Genomic DNA, 15,781 nt, shown 5'->3' with positions numbered 1-15,781 from the left:
CCGCGCGCCGATGTCCGACACCTCGCCCCAAACCCGCCACACCCGCGTTTTGATCATCGGCTCCGGCCCCGCAGGCTACACGGCGGCCGTGTATGCCTCGCGCGCGATGCTAGAACCCGTTCTGATACAAGGCATCCAGCCCGGCGGACAGCTGACCATCACGACCGAGGTGGAAAATTGGCCCGGTGAAACCGAAATTCAAGGCCCCGATTTGATGGTGAACATGGAGGCACACGCCCGCGCTGTCGGCACCGAAATCATCGCTGATTATATCGCGAGCATCGACCTGTCCAAGCGGCCCTTTACCGCCCAATCCGACAGCGGCATGGTCTACACGGCCGATGCTGTGATCCTGTGCACGGGCGCGCAAGCCAAGTGGCTGGGCCTACCTTCCGAAGAGAAATTCAAGGGCTTTGGCGTTTCTGCCTGCGCCACGTGCGATGGTTTTTTCTACCGCGGTCAAGAGGTTGTGGTTATTGGCGGCGGGAACACTGCCGTGGAAGAGGCGCTGTTTCTTACGAACTTTGCGTCCAAGGTCACCCTTATCCACCGCCGCGACACGCTCCGCTCCGAGAAAATCCTCCAAGACCGACTGTTCAAGAACCCCAAGGTCGAGATCCTTTGGAACCACTCAGTTGATGAAGTCGTCGGCTCCGAGGCGCCGCTTGGCGTTGAAGGCGTAAAGGCGCGCCATGTGGATACCGGTGAAGTGACCGAAGTCCCCTGCAAAGGCTTTTTCGTCGCCATCGGCCATGCGCCTGCATCTGAGCTGGTCAAGGATCAACTCGAGACACACATGGGCGGCTACGTCGTCACAAAACCCGACAGCACGGCAACCTCGATCCCGGGGGTTTTTGCGGCAGGCGATCTGACCGACCACATTTACCGCCAAGCCGTCACCAGCGCGGGCATGGGCTGCATGGCTGCACTTGAGGCTGAGAAGTTCTTGGCCGAGGATGAGAGCTAGGGCCGCGGGCTTTAACCTAGGCCACACCTCGACCGTCTCCTTATCCTCGGCGGACAGGCAGAAATTCCGCTCAACTTCAGGCTCAAACCTGCGAAACACACCGTTTCGCAGGTTTTTTCTTTTCAAGATCAAAAATCCATGCAATGTGTTCACCACTGAACGCATTGTGAATGTACGCCCGTGACCACCCCAAACCACGACACCGAACCCAACGACGACCTGCGATTTCGCCTCCTACGGCAACTCGACGTAGCACCCGGCCAGTCGCAGCGCGCGACTGCAGTGGCGTTGGGCATCTCACTTGGGCGGCTCAACACTTTGCTTCGCGCGCTAAGCGCGGAAGGTCTGATCGCCATTTCCGATCGGCCCGGCCCCGACAAACGGGCGCGGTTCAATTACACCCTCACGACGAAGGGCGCAGCGACCAAGGCCCGCCTTGCGGATCAATTTCTAGCGCGCAAACGCGCCGAGTATCACGCTCTGCATGCCGAACTCTCCGGCTCTGGCAGCAGCTTTCTTCCTCCTCTCAATAGGACGCTTCCGATGAATTCCAATCTGACCCCAATTCAAGAACTGTATGTCAGCCAAGACAGCGCTCAGAAGCTGAAAATTGACGCTGGCGACCTGCCCAGTTGGGACCTGACCCCACGCCAAATTTGCGATCTTGAACTCCTGATGAACGGCGGCTTTAGCCCGCTCAAAGGATTTCTGAGCCAAGAGGATTACACCTCCGTCGTGGAAAACATGCGTCTTGCGGACGGCACGCTCTGGCCCATGCCCATCACGCTGGATGTATCAGAGGCATTTGCCGAGGGCGTCGAGGCGGGCCAAGACATCGCCCTGCGCGACCAAGAGGGCGTGATCCTTGCGATCCTCTCGATTTCGGACGCGTACCGCCCCAACAAAGCCCGCGAGGCGGAGATGGTCTTCGGCGCAGACGATCTGGCGCACCCAGCGGTCAACTATCTGCACAACACGGCCGGACCCGTTTATTTGGGCGGCGCAATCACAGGCATCCAGCCCCCCACTCATTATGATTTCCGTGCGCGCCGCGACACACCCAATGAAATGCGCGCATACTTCCGCAAGCTGGGCTGGCGCCGCATCGTTGCGTTCCAAACGCGCAACCCGCTGCACCGCGCCCACCAAGAACTGACGTTCCGCGCAGCCCGTGAGGCGCAGGCGAACCTGCTGTTGCACCCGGTTGTTGGCATGACCAAACCCGGCGATGTGGATCACTTCACACGCGTACGCTGCTATGAGGCGGTGCTCGACAAGTACCCCCAAGCAACCACCTCCATGAGCCTTTTGAATCTTGCGATGCGCATGGCCGGCCCACGCGAGGCGGTTTGGCACGGGCTGATCCGTGCCAACCACGGCTGCACGCACTTTATCGTCGGTCGCGATCACGCGGGCCCCGGCAAGAACTCAGCCGGCGAAGATTTCTACGGCCCCTATGACGCGCAGGACCTGTTCCGCACCCATCAGGAAGAAATGGGCATCGAAATGGTCGACTTTAAGCACATGGTCTATGTGCAGGAGCGCGCCCAGTACGAACCCAGCGATGAGATCACCGACAAGGATGATGTGACCATCCTCAACATCTCGGGCACGGAATTGCGCCGCCGCCTGCGTGAAGGCCTAGAGATCCCTGAGTGGTTCTCATTCCCTGAGGTCGTGAATGAATTGCGCCGCACCTCGCCGCCCCGGTCTCAGCAGGGTTTCACCGTGTTCTTCACCGGGCTTTCAGGCTCGGGCAAATCCACCATCGCGAACGCCATGATGGTCAAGCTGATGGAAATGGGTGGGCGTCCTGTGACGCTGCTTGATGGGGATATCGTGCGTAAAAACCTGTCCTCGGAGCTAGGTTTCAGCAAAGAGCACCGTGACCTGAACATCCGCCGCATCGGTTATGTTGCCAGCGAGATCACCAAAAACGGCGGGATCGCGATCTGTGCGCCCATCGCGCCCTACACCGCCACCCGCCGAGCCGTGCGCGAAGACATTGAGCAGTTTGGTGCCTTTGTTGAAGTCCACGTCGCCACTGCCCTAGAGGAATGTGAACGGCGGGATCGCAAGGGCCTCTATAAGCTAGCGCGCGAGGGTAAGATCAAAGAATTCACCGGGATTTCCGACCCGTATGAAGCCCCCACCGCAGCCGAGCTGGTGGTCGATACCGAAGGGTATGAGGTGGACAATTGCGCCCAACAGGTTCTGCTCAAGCTAGAAAGCATGGGGCTGATTTAAGCCAAATAGGCTCCGGGCCCTAAGCCCAAATGACAGGCTATGGCGGGGATGACCCCGCCATACGTCGTTTTAGTGGACGCTCACCGGCGTGAGGTCATTCTGGCGGGCCAGCACAAATGCCAGCTTGCGGTCCCGGACCAGCGCCAACTGCTGACCGTTGGGCCGGTGCAAGGCGTAAAGGGTTCCCACGTCGCCCGCTTCCGCGCGCACGGCTTCGGGTAAATCCGCCACCTCAACCGGACGCACGTATACCAGTGGCGTGTCGCCCTCAGGGGCTTTGATGTCAAAATTCTCTGTCATGTGCTTACCCTTTCTTGATCTTGATCGTTTGAACAACGGTCTCTGGCACTGAGCGTTTCATATCAACGTGCAGCAATCCGTTCTCCATCGCGGCACCCGCCACTTCGACACCATCCGCCAACACAAATGACCGCTGGAATTGCCGCGCGGCGATGCCACGGTGCAAAAACACGCGCCCCTCGCTGTCGTCCGTAGACCGCCCACGGATCACCAGTTGCTTGTCCTCAAGAGTGATCGACAGATCCTCTTCGGCAAAGCCAGCAACAGCCAGCGTGATCCGAAATGCATTCTCGGACGTTTGTTCGATATTATAGGGCGGATATCCGTCGTTTCCGGATTTCGCAGTCCGCTCCACCAGCCGCTCCAGCTCATCAAAGCCGAGCAAAAACGGATGGGTAGCCAAGGTAAGTTTCGTCATCAGGTAACCCTTCGAAAAGCGATTAACGCACACAAAGGCCCGACACGCGGCACCCTGCGCATGCAAATAATATGGGATTGCATCGTCTTTGATGCAATGCCCCTTTGCTTGAGACCTAAAATGACGCTAAGAAAAGCTTTCACGTCACGTGACCTTGATGCCGATAGCTGCCACCCATGACGCCACAGCCTGACAAGATGACCCACGAAGAGGTCCTCCGTGTAAAACTAGAAGTTTTGCGCCGCGAGCACCGCGACCTTGATGTGGCTATTGATGCGCTGGGTGGTCAGGCCACCGCTGACCAGCTGACGCTGCGCCGGCTCAAGAAACAAAAGCTTCACCTAAAAGACCAGATCGCACGGGTCGAGGACGAGCTTACCCCCGATATTATCGCATAAAAGGACGGCGAAAATGACAACACCGCCTGTCGGTATCATCATGGGCAGCCAATCGGATTGGCCCACGATGAAGGAAGCCGCTTCTGTTTTGGATGATCTTGGCATCGCTTATGAGGCTCGCATTGTGTCGGCGCATCGCACGCCGGATCGTTTGTGGGACTACGGCCGGGAGGCTGTTGGCCGCGGCCTTCAGGTGATTATCGCAGGGGCTGGTGGTGCTGCACATTTGCCCGGCATGATGGCGTCCAAGACGCGGGTCCCTGTGATCGGTGTGCCGGTCCAGACCAAGGCACTGTCCGGGGTGGATAGTCTTTATTCCATCGTACAGATGCCCAAGGGCTATCCGGTTGCGACCATGGCCATTGGCGCGGCAGGTGCCGCCAACGCGGGCCTGATGGCGGCGGGAATTCTGGCGCTTCAAGACCCTGCATTGGCAGAGCGTTTGGATGCGTGGCGCGCGGCCCTTTCCGCCTCTATCCCGCAGGAGCCGACCGATGAGTGATGCCCTCCCAGCAGGCAGCGTGATTGGTATTTTGGGCGGTGGACAGCTGGGGCGCATGCTGTCGGTTGCTGCGTCACGACTAGGCTATCGGTGCCACATCTTTGAGCCCGGCGCGCAGCCCCCTGCGGGCCATGTGGCTGAGCAGGTCACGACCGCCTCCTACGATGACCACGCCGCTCTGCGCGCATTTGCCGACGCTGTGGATGTCATCACCTATGAATTCGAGAATATCCCAACGGCCGCGCTGGACCTGCTGGAAACGCTCAAACCCATCCGGCCCGGCCGCGCCGCGCTTGCGGCGTCTCAGGACCGCTTAACGGAAAAGACGTTCCTTCAGGAATTGGGCCTACAAACCGCCCCGTTTGCGGACGTCAGCGACGCCGCCAGCTTGGATGCCGCGATTGCTGCAATCGGGGCACCCGCGATCCTCAAAACCCGCACCTTGGGCTATGATGGCAAGGGCCAAGCCCGCCTCAAAACATCCGATGACGCGGCTGAGGCGCTTGCATCAATGGCAGGTGCGCCCGCGATCCTTGAGGGGTTCGTTGATTTCAGCCACGAGGTTTCGGTCATCGCGGCGCGAGGCCTCACTGGTGAGGTCGTTTGTTATGATCCCGGTGAAAACGTCCACCGGGATGGTATCCTGCACACGACAACCGTGCCTGCCCGCCTCAGCGGCAGCCAACGGATGGATGCAGCGCTGCTTGCGGGCAAGATTCTGACTTCGCTCGATTATGTTGGCGTAATGGGGGTTGAGCTGTTCGTGACCCCCGGTGGCCTGATCGTCAATGAGATCGCCCCACGCGTCCACAACTCGGGCCACTGGACCCAAGCGGGTTGCGCCGTGGATCAGTTTGAGCAGCACATTCGTGCAGTCGTCGGCCTGCCCTTGGGCGATGGTCAGCGTCACGCAGATGTTGAGATGCTGAACCTAATCGGGGACGATGTCGCCAACCTAGGCACGCAGATGCGCGCCACGCGCACGCAGGTTCACCTGTACGGCAAGGCAGAAGCCAAGCCCGGCCGCAAAATGGGCCATGTGAACCGCGTTTTGGGCTAGAATAAAAAGGGCACGCCCCGCAAAGGACGTGCCCGTGTTACTTCATAAAAATTACTTTTTACGAGCAGCCGCGCAACGGCACGACGCCCCTCGCTAAATTCCCCAAGCCCTTGGATTTCGCTTCCATGTCTGGGCCTCGGTATGCCCCGGGCGATCCCCACCGCCCGAAACGCTCTCCCTACAGGGGAGGGCCTTGTAGCTTTAAAATTATGCGCATTGGACCGTCTCGCAATACTTTTCCCGAGAATGCGCTGCATAAGCGGTCCACTGTTTCGCCGTCAGCATTAACAAACGTTAACGACGGTTTTGTGTCAATACTGGAGAAAAATCGCGCCGCTACAGCCGAATCACTGAGATCAATCGCCCATAATCCGCCTCACCCTCATGGGTGGCGCGCCGATAGGAAAAGAACCTCGAGGGGTCCGAATAGGTGCAATGCTGGGTCCATTCCGCAGCCGCCACACCAAGCGCATTTAACCGCGACAGCCCGTACCCAGGCAGGTCAAAGAGGTACTTCTCCCCCACGCCCTTGGCAAAGAATGTTGCGGCCTCAGGAGCCTGTTCCACGAAGCGATCAAGAAACTCGGGACCGACTTCATAGGCGGGCTGGCTGATTGAGGGGCCAATGGCCGCGCGGATATTGCCAACCGTCGCGCCCAGAGCCTCCATTTGTGCCACAGTTGCCTCCAGCACACCGCCGATAGCGCCTTTCCACCCGGCGTGGGCTGCGCCGATCACACGGGCCTTTGGGTCGTGGAACAACACGGGCTGGCAGTCGGCAGTTAGGATCGACAGGGCGACACCCGGTGTCGCGGTGACGATCCCGTCCGCCTCGCCCGCCGCGCGGCCCGACCCAGTGACCGCGACTGCATCACCGGAGTGAACCTGATACACGCTCGCCAATTCCGGCACATCCATCGCCGCCGCGACCCGCGCGCGGTTCAGCTTGACCGCGTCAGACATGTCCGATGATCCGCTGCCGCAGTTCAGCCCCTGAAACACGCCCGACGAAGCCCCGCCCTTGCGCGTGAAAAAACCGTGCGGAACAGTACCCAGCACTTCAGATTTGAGGATTTCGAGCCCCATCAAACGACCCCGCCCACTATACAAACCCCGGAGGAAACGGACCGCCCTTTGGTCCAAGGGCAATCGCTTTGAACAGGTGACCCATTTCATCCGGATGGGTCAAGCGCCGGTGCGCCGCAATATGCGCGTCCAGTGCAGCCCCTGTCAGGCCCTTCGCCAGCGTTTGGGCGCGGGTCGTTATGCCCAGACGCTCTAACAGAACGCCCTGAGGGATCATCGCGCTGGCCTGCCCGTTGGCTGCCTGCGCAATCGCTTCAAAATCTACATGCGCCGTCAGATCAGCCGCACCGGGCGCCGCAAGGATCGGTTCAGGCGTGTGGGCGCGCAGGGCTTGGACCGTATCACCCAGCGACCGCCAATCGCCATAATCCACAATGATCGCACAGCCACCATCAGCCACACGGGCCGCAACCTCTGCCACGATGCCGGGCAGCGCAGGACACAGCTCAACGATGCCTCCCGGCTGGGTATCGCTGTGCCGACCCGGCACGGCACCGGGCGCGGGGCGCAGCGTCAGTTGCAAGGTACCATCTGCATCCAAACCCACACATACCTCGGCCCAATCGACCTGTTGTCGTTGGAACTGGCGGATCGGTAGCGCATCAAAGAATTCATTCGCCAATAAGAACAGCGGCGCATCCGCGGGGATTTGATCAACACTGTCGACCCATTTTGCGTCCGGCACGCGGGTCGCCTGCGCACGGCGCAACACCTCAGATGCCTCAACAAACACAACCTGAGCGGCCTCAACGAAGCCAGGCACGGCTCGGCCCACGCGCAACACATCGGCCATCAAGGTGCCACGTCCGGGACCAAGCTCCGCAAGGATGAACCGCGACGGCCGCCCCTGTTCCATCCAAGCTTGCGCCATGCACAGGCCCAGCATTTCGCCAAACATCTGGCTGATTTCGGGCGCGGTTGTAAAATCACCTGCTGCGCCAAAGGGGTCGCGGGTTGTGTAATAGCCATGGGTCGGGTGCAGCAGGCATTCGGCCATGTAGCTCGACATCGAAATCGGGCCGTCTGCACGGATGCGAGCGGCGAGGATATCGGTCAAGGGCGTGGTCATCGCCGCGCTGCCCACTTCGCAAGGGACACCCCGATCAATAGCATCGGCACTGACAGCAGCTGCCCCATTGTCAGCCCCAAAAACACCTGCCCGAGTGGATTATCCGGCGTGATGAACTGCGCATCAGGCTGGCGGAACCCTTCGACAATAACCCGCGCAGCGCCGTATCCGGCAACGAACAGCCCCATAATCAGGCCGGGTTTGTGAAAACCTCGCAGCCTTAGCGCAACCAAGACCAGCACGGCGAACAGGGCGAACCCCTCAAGCCCCGCTTGGTACAATTGCGACGGGTGGCGCACACATGGATCGCCACAGGCTTGGGCCGCAGCGCCGGGAAAAATCACGCCCCATGGCACGTCTGTCGGTCGGCCCCAAAGTTCTGCATTGATGAAGTTCGCAAGCCGCCCAAGCATCAGCCCGATCGGCACCGAAATCGCGATCAGATCACCTGTGCTGAGCCACGGCAAACCATTGCGACGCACGAAAATGACAGCCGCCACAACCACCCCAAGGAAGCCGCCATGAAACGCCATGCCCCCCTGCCAAACCATCAGGATTTCAGCCGGGTGCGCGAGGTAGTAGGCCGGTTGATAGAACAGCACAAATCCGAGCCGCCCCCCCAGTACAACGCCCAAAACTGCCCATGTCATGAAATCCTCAACCTGCGCGGCGGTCATAGGCGCCTGACCCGCAGGCCACAGCCCGGGCCGCTGCACCAGCCACCGCGCGAATGCCCACGCAAAGCCCAGCCCCGCGATATAGGCCAACGCATACCACCGCAGCGAAAATTCGAATGATCCCAGCGACAGCGTGAAAATCTCGGGCGAAAGGTTCGGGAAGGGAATAGCAGCTAACATAGTCGATGGATCAGCCGCCCGCCGCCGGATGTCAACGGGTGCGACAGCAACAAGGTTGCGAGCCAGCCTCGCGCGGCCCATATAAGGGCCAGCACATAGCCAAAAGGGGCCACCATGCAGACGCGCAACAAAATCTTTGACGACCTCGGCCAATTGATGACGAACGCCATGGGCGTGGCTCAGGGCGCCAAGGATGAGGCCGAGACGGCAATGAAATCCTTGATGGACCGCTGGCTGGCCGACCGTGATTTCGTCACACGCGAAGAATTCGATGCCGTGCGCACCATGGCGCAGAAAGCCCGCGAAGAGAACGCCGCACTCTTGGCGCGTCTTGAGGCTTTGGAAAGCGATAACAACAAGTAGTAGCGGTCGGCTCTTCCATTTCCGCAAGAAGTGGTATCTGTTGACGTTATGGAAGGTTACGCTTTTGAATTTGCACAGGCGCAGCTGACGGCCCTGCCGTCGGGCGCACTTTGGTGGCACGGTCGCCAATGTTTAATTGTCTCGGATCTGCATTTGGGCAAGTCCGAACGTATTGCACGGCGCGGCGGCAGCTTGTTGCCGCCCTACGAAACAACAGACACCCTTACCCGGCTCGATCATGACATCATGACCACCGGCGCACGCATTGTGGTGTGTCTGGGTGATACCTTTGACGACATGGACTCAGAGCAGGCCCTGTCAGAGGAACATCGCACCTGGATTGAGCGGCTGATGGCCGGGCGGCGCTGGGTTTGGATCGCGGGCAACCACGATCCTGCCCCGCTTGAGCTTGGCGGCACGCATCTGGATGCCTTTTACGAACCGCCCCTGATCTTTCGCCATATTGCGACGGGCAGCGCGCGGGGCGAAGTGTCGGGGCATTACCACCCCAAGGCGCGCGTGGCCCTACAAGGTCGCAGCTTATCGCGGCCATGCTTTCTAAGGGATGAAATGCGCCTGATCCTGCCGGCTTATGGCACGTATACTGGCGGGCTCCGGTCCAGCGATGCCGCGTTGACTACGATGATGGAGCCACGAGCCACCGCCATCCTGACCGGCACGCCGATGGTCGAAATCCCGATGCCGCGGGGCGCAGCACCTACAGCGCCCCAGCGACCCTCCTTGGCGCAACCGCGCTAGGCGGTTAGGCCTTCAGGCGCTGGCAGGCCGTTGGCACGGCAGCACGCTGTCAACGTGTTGGCCAGCAGGCACGCGATGGTCATCGGACCTACACCGCCGGGAACGGGCGTGATCGCGCCGGCCACTTCGGCGCAGCTTTCGTAATGCACATCCCCCACGAGGCGCGTTTTGCCTTCACCCTTTTCGGGGGCCGGGATGCGGTTGATGCCCACGTCTATGACTGTCGCGCCGGGTTTGATCCAATCGCCGGGGACCATTTCGGCACGGCCAACGGCCGCGACCACGATATCAGCGCGCTTGACCACCGCCGCCAAATCCTTGGTCCGCGAGTGCGCGATCGTCACTGTGCAGCTATCGCCCAGCAGCAACTGCGCCATCGGCTTGCCCACGATGTTGGAGCGCCCCACCACAACGGCGTCCATCCCGCTAAGCGAGCCGTGATAGTCACGCAGCATCATCAGGCATCCCAGCGGCGTGCAAGGCACCATCGCGTCCTGGCCTGTGCCCAGCAAACCGACATTGGAGATATGGAACCCATCGACATCCTTGGCAGGGTCGATCGAATTGATCACCAGATCAGAATCGAGGTGATCCGGCAGCGGTAATTGCACGAGGATGCCGTGAATTTCGGCATCGGCGTTCAGCTCAGCAATGAGGCTAAGCAATGTGTCTTCGGGGGTGTCTGCGGGCAGGCGATGCTCAACCGAGGTCATGCCGACCTCAACCGTCATCTTGCCCTTGGACTTGACGTAAACTTGGCTTGCGGGATCTTCGCCCACCAAAACTACGGCAAGGCCCGGCTTGATCCCGTGATCTGCGCGCAATTGCGCCACGTGATCGGCCACTTGCCCGCGCACTTTGGCGGCAAACGCTTTTCCGTCGATGATCTGCGCCATGTTAACGCCTCCTTAACATATTGTTGGCCAACACTGGGGTGTGCGGCGGACTTTGTGGAAACCCATAGGGCGCGCTGCGCATCGCAGCCATGTGTCATATGACGCCATGGACCAAGAAACCGGGCGGATGTGTTGAGTACTGATTAATCTTGTTACCCGCCCGGTGTTGGTCTTTGGATGGTCTATGACCCTAGAACAGGCCTTCGATTTGGCCTGCGTCGTTCAGGTGAATGGCCTCAGCGGAGGGCACACGGGGCAGACCCGGCATGGTCATGATCTCACCGCAGACAACAACCACGAACCCGGCACCCGCGCTCAGACGGACTTCGCGCACGGGCACAGAGTGGCCTGTGGGCGCGCCGCGTTGGGTCGGATCGGTTGAGAAGCTGTATTGCGTTTTGGCCATACAGATCGGCAGATGGCCATAGCCCTGCTCTTCCCAAAGACGCAGTTGGTCACGGATTTTCTTGTCCGCAATCACATCGTCCGCGCGGTAGATGCCTTTGGCAATACGCTCGATCTTTTCAAACAGGCTCAACTCGTCCGCATACAGCGGCGCAAACTGGCTGACGCCGCTGTCCGCGATTTCCGCAACGCGTGTCGCCAATTCAGCGGACCCTTCCGAGCCCAATTCCCAGTGACGCGACAAGATCGCCTCGGACCCTTGGCTGACCACATAGTCTTTGACGGCCTGCACTTCGGCGTCCGTGTCCGTGACAAAGTGGTTGATCGCGACAACTACCGGTACGCCAAAGCTTTTGAGGTTACCGATGTGGCGCCCAAGGTTGGCACAACCGGCTTTCACCGCATCGACGTTTTCGGCGCCCAGATCAGCCTTGGCCACACCGCCGTTCATTTTCATCGCGCGCACTGTCGCCACAAGGACCACACAATCGGGTGCGAGACCCGCTTTGCGGCACTTAATGTTCATGAACTTCTCAGCACCAAGGTCGGCACCAAAGCCTGCCTCAGTCACAACGTAATCCGCCGTCTTGAGCGCAGTGGTCGTTGCAATCACCGAGTTACAGCCATGAGCGATATTGGCGAATGGGCCGCCGTGCACAAAGGCCGGGTTGTTTTCGAGCGTCTGCACCAAGTTGGGCTGCATCGCGTCCTTCAACAGCACGCTCATCGCGCCTTGCGCTTTGATATCGCGACAGAACACGGGCGTACGGTCACGACGGTAAGCCACGATCATATCACCCAAACGCTTCTCTAGATCCGCGAGATCGGTTGCAAGGCACAGGATCGCCATAACCTCAGAGGCCACAGTGATGTCAAAGCCAGCTTCGCGGGGGAAACCGTTGGCCACACCACCCAGCGACGCCGTGATTTGACGCAGCGCACGGTCGTTCATGTCCACAACGCGCTTCCAAACGACGCGGCGGATGTCGATTTCGAGCTCATTACCCCAGTAGATGTGGTTGTCGATCATCGCGCTTAGCAGCGAATGCGCCGAGGTGATCGCGTGGAAATCGCCCGTGAAGTGGAGGTTCATGTCCTCCATCGGGACGATCTGCGCGTAACCACCGCCAGCGGCGCCGCCCTTCATCCCAAAGTTTGGCCCAAGCGAGGCTTCGCGGATACAAACAGCGGCTTTTTTGCCGATACGGTTCAGGCCATCGCCCAGACCCACGGTCGTGGTCGTCTTGCCCTCACCCGCAGGCGTTGGGTTGATCGCGGTCACGAGGATCAGTTTGCCGTTTGGCTTGTCCTTAACGCTTTCGATGAAGGCTTGGCTCACTTTAGCTTTGTCGTGGCCGTAGGGCAGCAAATCCGCCGTGTCGATGCCCAGCTTCGCGCCGATCTCTTGGATGGGCTGCTTCGACGCCTCGCGGGCAATCTCGATATCGGTCTTATAGCTCATGCTGCTCTCCCTGCATGCACCCGTGGACGTGAAAATCCGCCACAGTCTTCATGTATACTTTGGCATATAGAGACGCGTCAGTGCCCACCGTGGTGCATTTCCGACAAAACGCGCATCGGAATCGTCTACCGAGGAAACAGACGTTTCAGATCGGAAACCCAGCGCACGGTGTATCGCGATAAACGCTTTGTTAACCGCTCAGAGGAATTTTCAGGTTCATCAAGTGGAGAGCCCCCATGAACATTGAAACCCTCTATCTGCATTCCGGATTTTTGCTATTGGCGTGCAGCGTCATGATCAGCCTTATGACATCAACCGCCTAAGGCTATTCGCCCGTATAGGCCCATGCACGCTGATCAGGGACGTGAACCGTAACGCTATCGCCGACACGGGCCGTGCCCTCACGCTCGACCCACGCGGTTACGCCGCGCAGGCCCCGCGCCGCCGCCTTGAACGCACGGCCCTTGCCTGGGTGGGGCACGTCGATCTCAGCCGCTGGCAGGTGGCAGGGACGGTTTTGCATATCCACAGTCAGGGTCGCGCCGTTGGCGACTTGCAATCGGCTTGATGGCGGCAGGTGACTAAAATCCGGGATACCAGATACGACCATTGTCGCCCCAACCAACCAAGGGTCCAAGGTATCTACACCCATTGCCTCTGCGATTTGCGCCAACTCCTCGGCTGAGACGACAGACAGCTGCCGCGTATTCTTGATCTCGGTGCCCCTGGGGTACTGAGAGATCACCCGACTGCACGAAGGACGCGTCAGCCCGCCATGGTCCTCTCCCACGGGGCCAGCAAAGGACAGGGCCATTTCGTCCTGCGCAGTTGAAGCCAAGGCTGCCTCCCGGTCCGGGACGTGGCCAAGCCATACAATCTGGCCGGTTAGTTTCAGCGGTTTGAGTGCGGGCATCGTCGTCTCCTGTTGCTGCGGCCCATCTAGCCCTGCGTGCAGACAAAGAAAAACCCCCCACGCCAGCGCGCAGGGGGTTTTGTGCAAGAAACGGAGTGGACCGTTTTAGGCCGAGGGCTCAGGCTCCATGTCGCCGCCCGAAGGCTTGGACTTGGGCTTTGTCTTGGGGATCGCCGTAACGCTGGTCCCGCCCGTGTTATGATCCTCATCATCGTCGCCCCGGTTCAGAGGCTCGCCGCGCATGACCTTTTTGATCTCAGGCCCCGTCAGCGTTTCATACTCCAGCAAGCCCTGAGCGAGGTTTTCCCACTCGTCCCGCTTTTCCGTGAGGATGCGCTTGGCTGTCTCATAGCCGGTGTCGATGATCTCTTTGACCTTCTTGTCGATGATCTGTTGGGTCGCTTGGCTGTGGTTCGTGCCACCGCCGTAGTTACCCAGATAGGACTGCTGCTCATTCGCATAGTCCACGTGGCCCAACTCTTCGGCAAAACCGAACTGGGTGACCATCGCGCGGGCAATTTTGGACGATTGCTGAATATCCGAGGTCGCACCCGAGGTCACATTCTCGGGGCCAAACTTCAGTTCTTCTGCAACCTTACCACCCATCGCCATCGCAATCTTGGAGGTATACTTTTGCTTGCTCACCGACAGCTGATCACGCTCAGGCAATGACAGCACCAGACCCAGCGCACGACCGCGCGGGATGATCGTCGCTTTGTGGATCGGGTCGTGATCGGGCACATAAAGGCCGACCACCGCGTGGCCCGCTTCGTGATACGCGGTCAGCGCCTTTTCATCCTCGGTCATGACCATCGAGCGCCGCTCCGCACCCATCATCACTTTGTCCTTGGCGGATTCGAAATCCTCCATTGTTACAAAGCGACGACCAACACGCGCAGCCATCAGAGCTGATTCGTTCACAAGGTTGGCCAGATCAGCACCCGAAAACCCGGGCGTGCCGCGTGCAATGATGCGCAGGTCCACGTCGGGGCCAAGCGGCACTTTGCGCGCGTGGACACCAAGGATTTTCTCACGGCCTTTGATGTCGGGATTGGGCACTTGCACCTGACGGTCAAACCGACCCGGACGCAGCAGCGCGGGGTCCAGAACGTCAGGGCGGTTGGTCGCGGCCACGATAATGATGCCTTCGTTGGCCTCAAAACCGTCCATCTCAACCAGAAGCTGGTTCAGCGTTTGCTCCCGCTCATCGTTGCCGCCACCGTAGCCAGCGCCACGGGACCGGCCCACGGCGTCGATCTCATCGATGAACACGATGCAAGGCGCGTTCTTCTTCGCCTGCTCGAACATGTCGCGGACACGGGAGGCACCCACACCCACAAACATCTCAACAAAATCAGAACCCGAGATGGTGAAGAACGGCACACCCGCCTCACCTGCCACGGCCCGTGCGAGCAGCGTCTTACCCGTACCGGGAGGGCCCACAAGCAGCGCACCCTTGGGGATCTTACCACCCAACCGGCTGAATTTCTGAGGATTTCTGAGGAACTCAACGATCTCTTCGAGATCATCTTTGGCCTCATCAATGCCCGCCACATCGTCAAATGTCACGCGGCCTTGTTTTTCGGTGAGCAGTTTGGCCTTGGATTTACCAAAGCCCATTGCCCCACCTTTGCCGCCGCCCTGCATCCGGTTCATGAAGAAAATCCAGATGCCGATCAGCACGAGAAACGGCAACCAGAGGGAGATCGCGGACATAAATCCAGACTGTTCCTGCGGCTCTGCGCGGATGATGACTTCGTTATCCAAAAGCGTTTGGGTCACGTCTACATCAGCGGGTTTGATGGTCACTTGCTGTTGGCCATCCGCGCCGCGGAACAAAATACGCTCGCCGTCCAACGTCACGGAGTTCACTCCGCCGCCTTCGACTTGCGCGATAAAGTCCGAATAGGCTGCTGCGCGGGCATTGGACGACGACTGGCCACCCGAGAACAGGTTGAACAAAGACAGGATCAGGACGAACAGAACGACCCAAAAGGCGATATTTCTCGCGTTACCCAAGGGGATACTCCTTCAAGTGTGGCGCGACGGGAGGGTCACACCAGTTGCCCTAAAGATAAA

16 protein-coding genes are annotated in these 15,781 nt (G+C 59.6%); 7 read left to right on the top strand and 9 right to left on the bottom strand.

What is annotated here, in order from left to right:
• Positions 1 to 10 precede the first annotated feature (10 nt).
• Together trxB and PM04_RS05520 are read left to right on the top strand one after the other, a co-directional pair.
• Positions 11 to 967 carry a thioredoxin-disulfide reductase gene (gene trxB / locus PM04_RS05525; protein ID WP_038004466.1) on the top strand — a complete coding sequence of 319 codons (957 nt, stop codon included), beginning with the start codon at positions 11 to 13 and terminating at the stop codon, positions 965 to 967.
• A 180-nt stretch (positions 968 to 1,147) separates the two neighbouring features.
• On the top strand, positions 1,148 to 3,214 hold the full coding sequence (locus PM04_RS05520; protein ID WP_038004463.1) for a bifunctional sulfate adenylyltransferase/adenylylsulfate kinase: 2,067 nt from the start codon (positions 1,148 to 1,150) through the stop codon (positions 3,212 to 3,214).
• A gap of 69 nt (positions 3,215 to 3,283) precedes the next feature.
• Here PM04_RS05520 and PM04_RS05515 read toward each other — a convergent pair whose 3' ends face one another.
• Both PM04_RS05515 and PM04_RS05510 read right to left on the bottom strand, forming a co-directional pair.
• Complete coding sequence (locus PM04_RS05515) at positions 3,284 to 3,514, bottom strand: DUF1150 family protein (protein ID WP_038004460.1); 231 nt, start codon at positions 3,512 to 3,514, stop codon at positions 3,284 to 3,286.
• A 4-nt stretch (positions 3,515 to 3,518) separates the two neighbouring features.
• Positions 3,519 to 3,932, bottom strand: a complete 414-nt coding sequence (locus PM04_RS05510) for an Hsp20 family protein (RefSeq protein WP_038004458.1) — start codon at positions 3,930 to 3,932, stop codon at positions 3,519 to 3,521.
• A 176-nt stretch (positions 3,933 to 4,108) separates the two neighbouring features.
• On the opposite strand from PM04_RS05510, the gene PM04_RS05505 reads away from it, so the two are divergent.
• The 3 genes from PM04_RS05505 to PM04_RS05495 are packed head-to-tail and all read left to right on the top strand — an operon-like array spanning position 4,109 to position 5,892.
• The gene (locus PM04_RS05505; protein ID WP_038004456.1) at positions 4,109 to 4,330 is read left to right on the top strand and encodes a YdcH family protein; all 222 of its coding nucleotides are present in this window, start codon (positions 4,109 to 4,111) and stop codon (positions 4,328 to 4,330) included.
• Positions 4,331 to 4,343: 13 nt separating this feature from the next.
• Positions 4,344 to 4,832 carry a 5-(carboxyamino)imidazole ribonucleotide mutase gene (gene purE, locus PM04_RS05500; protein WP_038004455.1) on the top strand — a complete coding sequence of 163 codons (489 nt, stop codon included), beginning with the start codon at positions 4,344 to 4,346 and terminating at the stop codon, positions 4,830 to 4,832.
• Positions 4,825 to 5,892, top strand: coding sequence for a 5-(carboxyamino)imidazole ribonucleotide synthase (locus PM04_RS05495; protein WP_038004452.1), 1,068 nt, complete (start codon positions 4,825 to 4,827; stop codon positions 5,890 to 5,892). The genes purE and PM04_RS05495 overlap by 8 nt, the downstream gene beginning before the upstream one ends.
• A gap of 336 nt (positions 5,893 to 6,228) precedes the next feature.
• Here the strand turns inward: PM04_RS05495 and pgeF are convergent, their stop codons facing one another.
• From pgeF to lgt, 3 genes are read right to left on the bottom strand one after another with little or no spacing between them, the layout of a single operon-like run.
• The gene (gene pgeF / locus PM04_RS05490) at positions 6,229 to 6,978 is read right to left on the bottom strand and encodes a peptidoglycan editing factor PgeF (RefSeq protein ID WP_038004450.1); all 750 of its coding nucleotides are present in this window, start codon (positions 6,976 to 6,978) and stop codon (positions 6,229 to 6,231) included.
• Positions 6,979 to 6,994: 16 nt separating this feature from the next.
• The gene (locus tag PM04_RS05485; RefSeq protein ID WP_038005132.1) at positions 6,995 to 8,047 is read right to left on the bottom strand and encodes a class I SAM-dependent methyltransferase; all 1,053 of its coding nucleotides are present in this window, start codon (positions 8,045 to 8,047) and stop codon (positions 6,995 to 6,997) included.
• Positions 8,044 to 8,904, bottom strand: a complete 861-nt coding sequence (gene lgt, locus PM04_RS05480; protein ID WP_038005131.1) for a prolipoprotein diacylglyceryl transferase — start codon at positions 8,902 to 8,904, stop codon at positions 8,044 to 8,046. The genes PM04_RS05485 and lgt overlap by 4 nt, the downstream gene beginning before the upstream one ends.
• A 114-nt stretch (positions 8,905 to 9,018) precedes the next feature.
• On the opposite strand from lgt, the gene PM04_RS05475 reads away from it, so the two are divergent.
• Positions 9,019 to 9,267, top strand: a complete 249-nt coding sequence (locus tag PM04_RS05475) for an accessory factor UbiK family protein (protein WP_038004448.1) — start codon at positions 9,019 to 9,021, stop codon at positions 9,265 to 9,267.
• Between the two features lie 48 nt (positions 9,268 to 9,315).
• Positions 9,316 to 10,026, top strand: coding sequence for a ligase-associated DNA damage response endonuclease PdeM (gene pdeM, locus PM04_RS05470; RefSeq protein WP_038004445.1), 711 nt, complete (start codon positions 9,316 to 9,318; stop codon positions 10,024 to 10,026).
• Here pdeM and folD read toward each other — a convergent pair.
• The 4 genes from folD to ftsH form a co-directional block, all read right to left on the bottom strand.
• On the bottom strand, positions 10,023 to 10,922 hold the full coding sequence (folD, locus tag PM04_RS05465) for a bifunctional methylenetetrahydrofolate dehydrogenase/methenyltetrahydrofolate cyclohydrolase FolD (protein ID WP_038004443.1): 900 nt from the start codon (positions 10,920 to 10,922) through the stop codon (positions 10,023 to 10,025). The genes pdeM and folD overlap by 4 nt on opposite strands.
• A 190-nt stretch (positions 10,923 to 11,112) precedes the next feature.
• On the bottom strand, positions 11,113 to 12,789 hold the full coding sequence (locus PM04_RS05460) for a formate--tetrahydrofolate ligase (RefSeq protein ID WP_038004441.1): 1,677 nt from the start codon (positions 12,787 to 12,789) through the stop codon (positions 11,113 to 11,115).
• Between the two features lie 325 nt (positions 12,790 to 13,114).
• Positions 13,115 to 13,702: an MOSC domain-containing protein gene (locus PM04_RS05455; protein ID WP_038004438.1), complete on the bottom strand. Its 588-nt coding sequence runs from the start codon at positions 13,700 to 13,702 to the stop codon at positions 13,115 to 13,117.
• A gap of 105 nt (positions 13,703 to 13,807) precedes the next feature.
• Entirely contained in the window at positions 13,808 to 15,721 is a 1,914-nt protein-coding gene (ftsH, locus tag PM04_RS05450; protein WP_038004435.1) for an ATP-dependent zinc metalloprotease FtsH, read from the bottom strand.
• Positions 15,722 to 15,781: the final 60 nt, after the last annotated feature.

The sequence above is a fragment of the Thalassobacter sp. 16PALIMAR09 genome (assembly GCF_000765485.1).
In the GTDB taxonomy this organism is placed as follows: Bacteria; Pseudomonadota; Alphaproteobacteria; order Rhodobacterales; family Rhodobacteraceae; genus Thalassobacter; species Thalassobacter stenotrophicus.
Note: the sequence above shows the minus strand (reverse complement) of the source record. Positions and strands in the feature narration are given on the sequence as shown.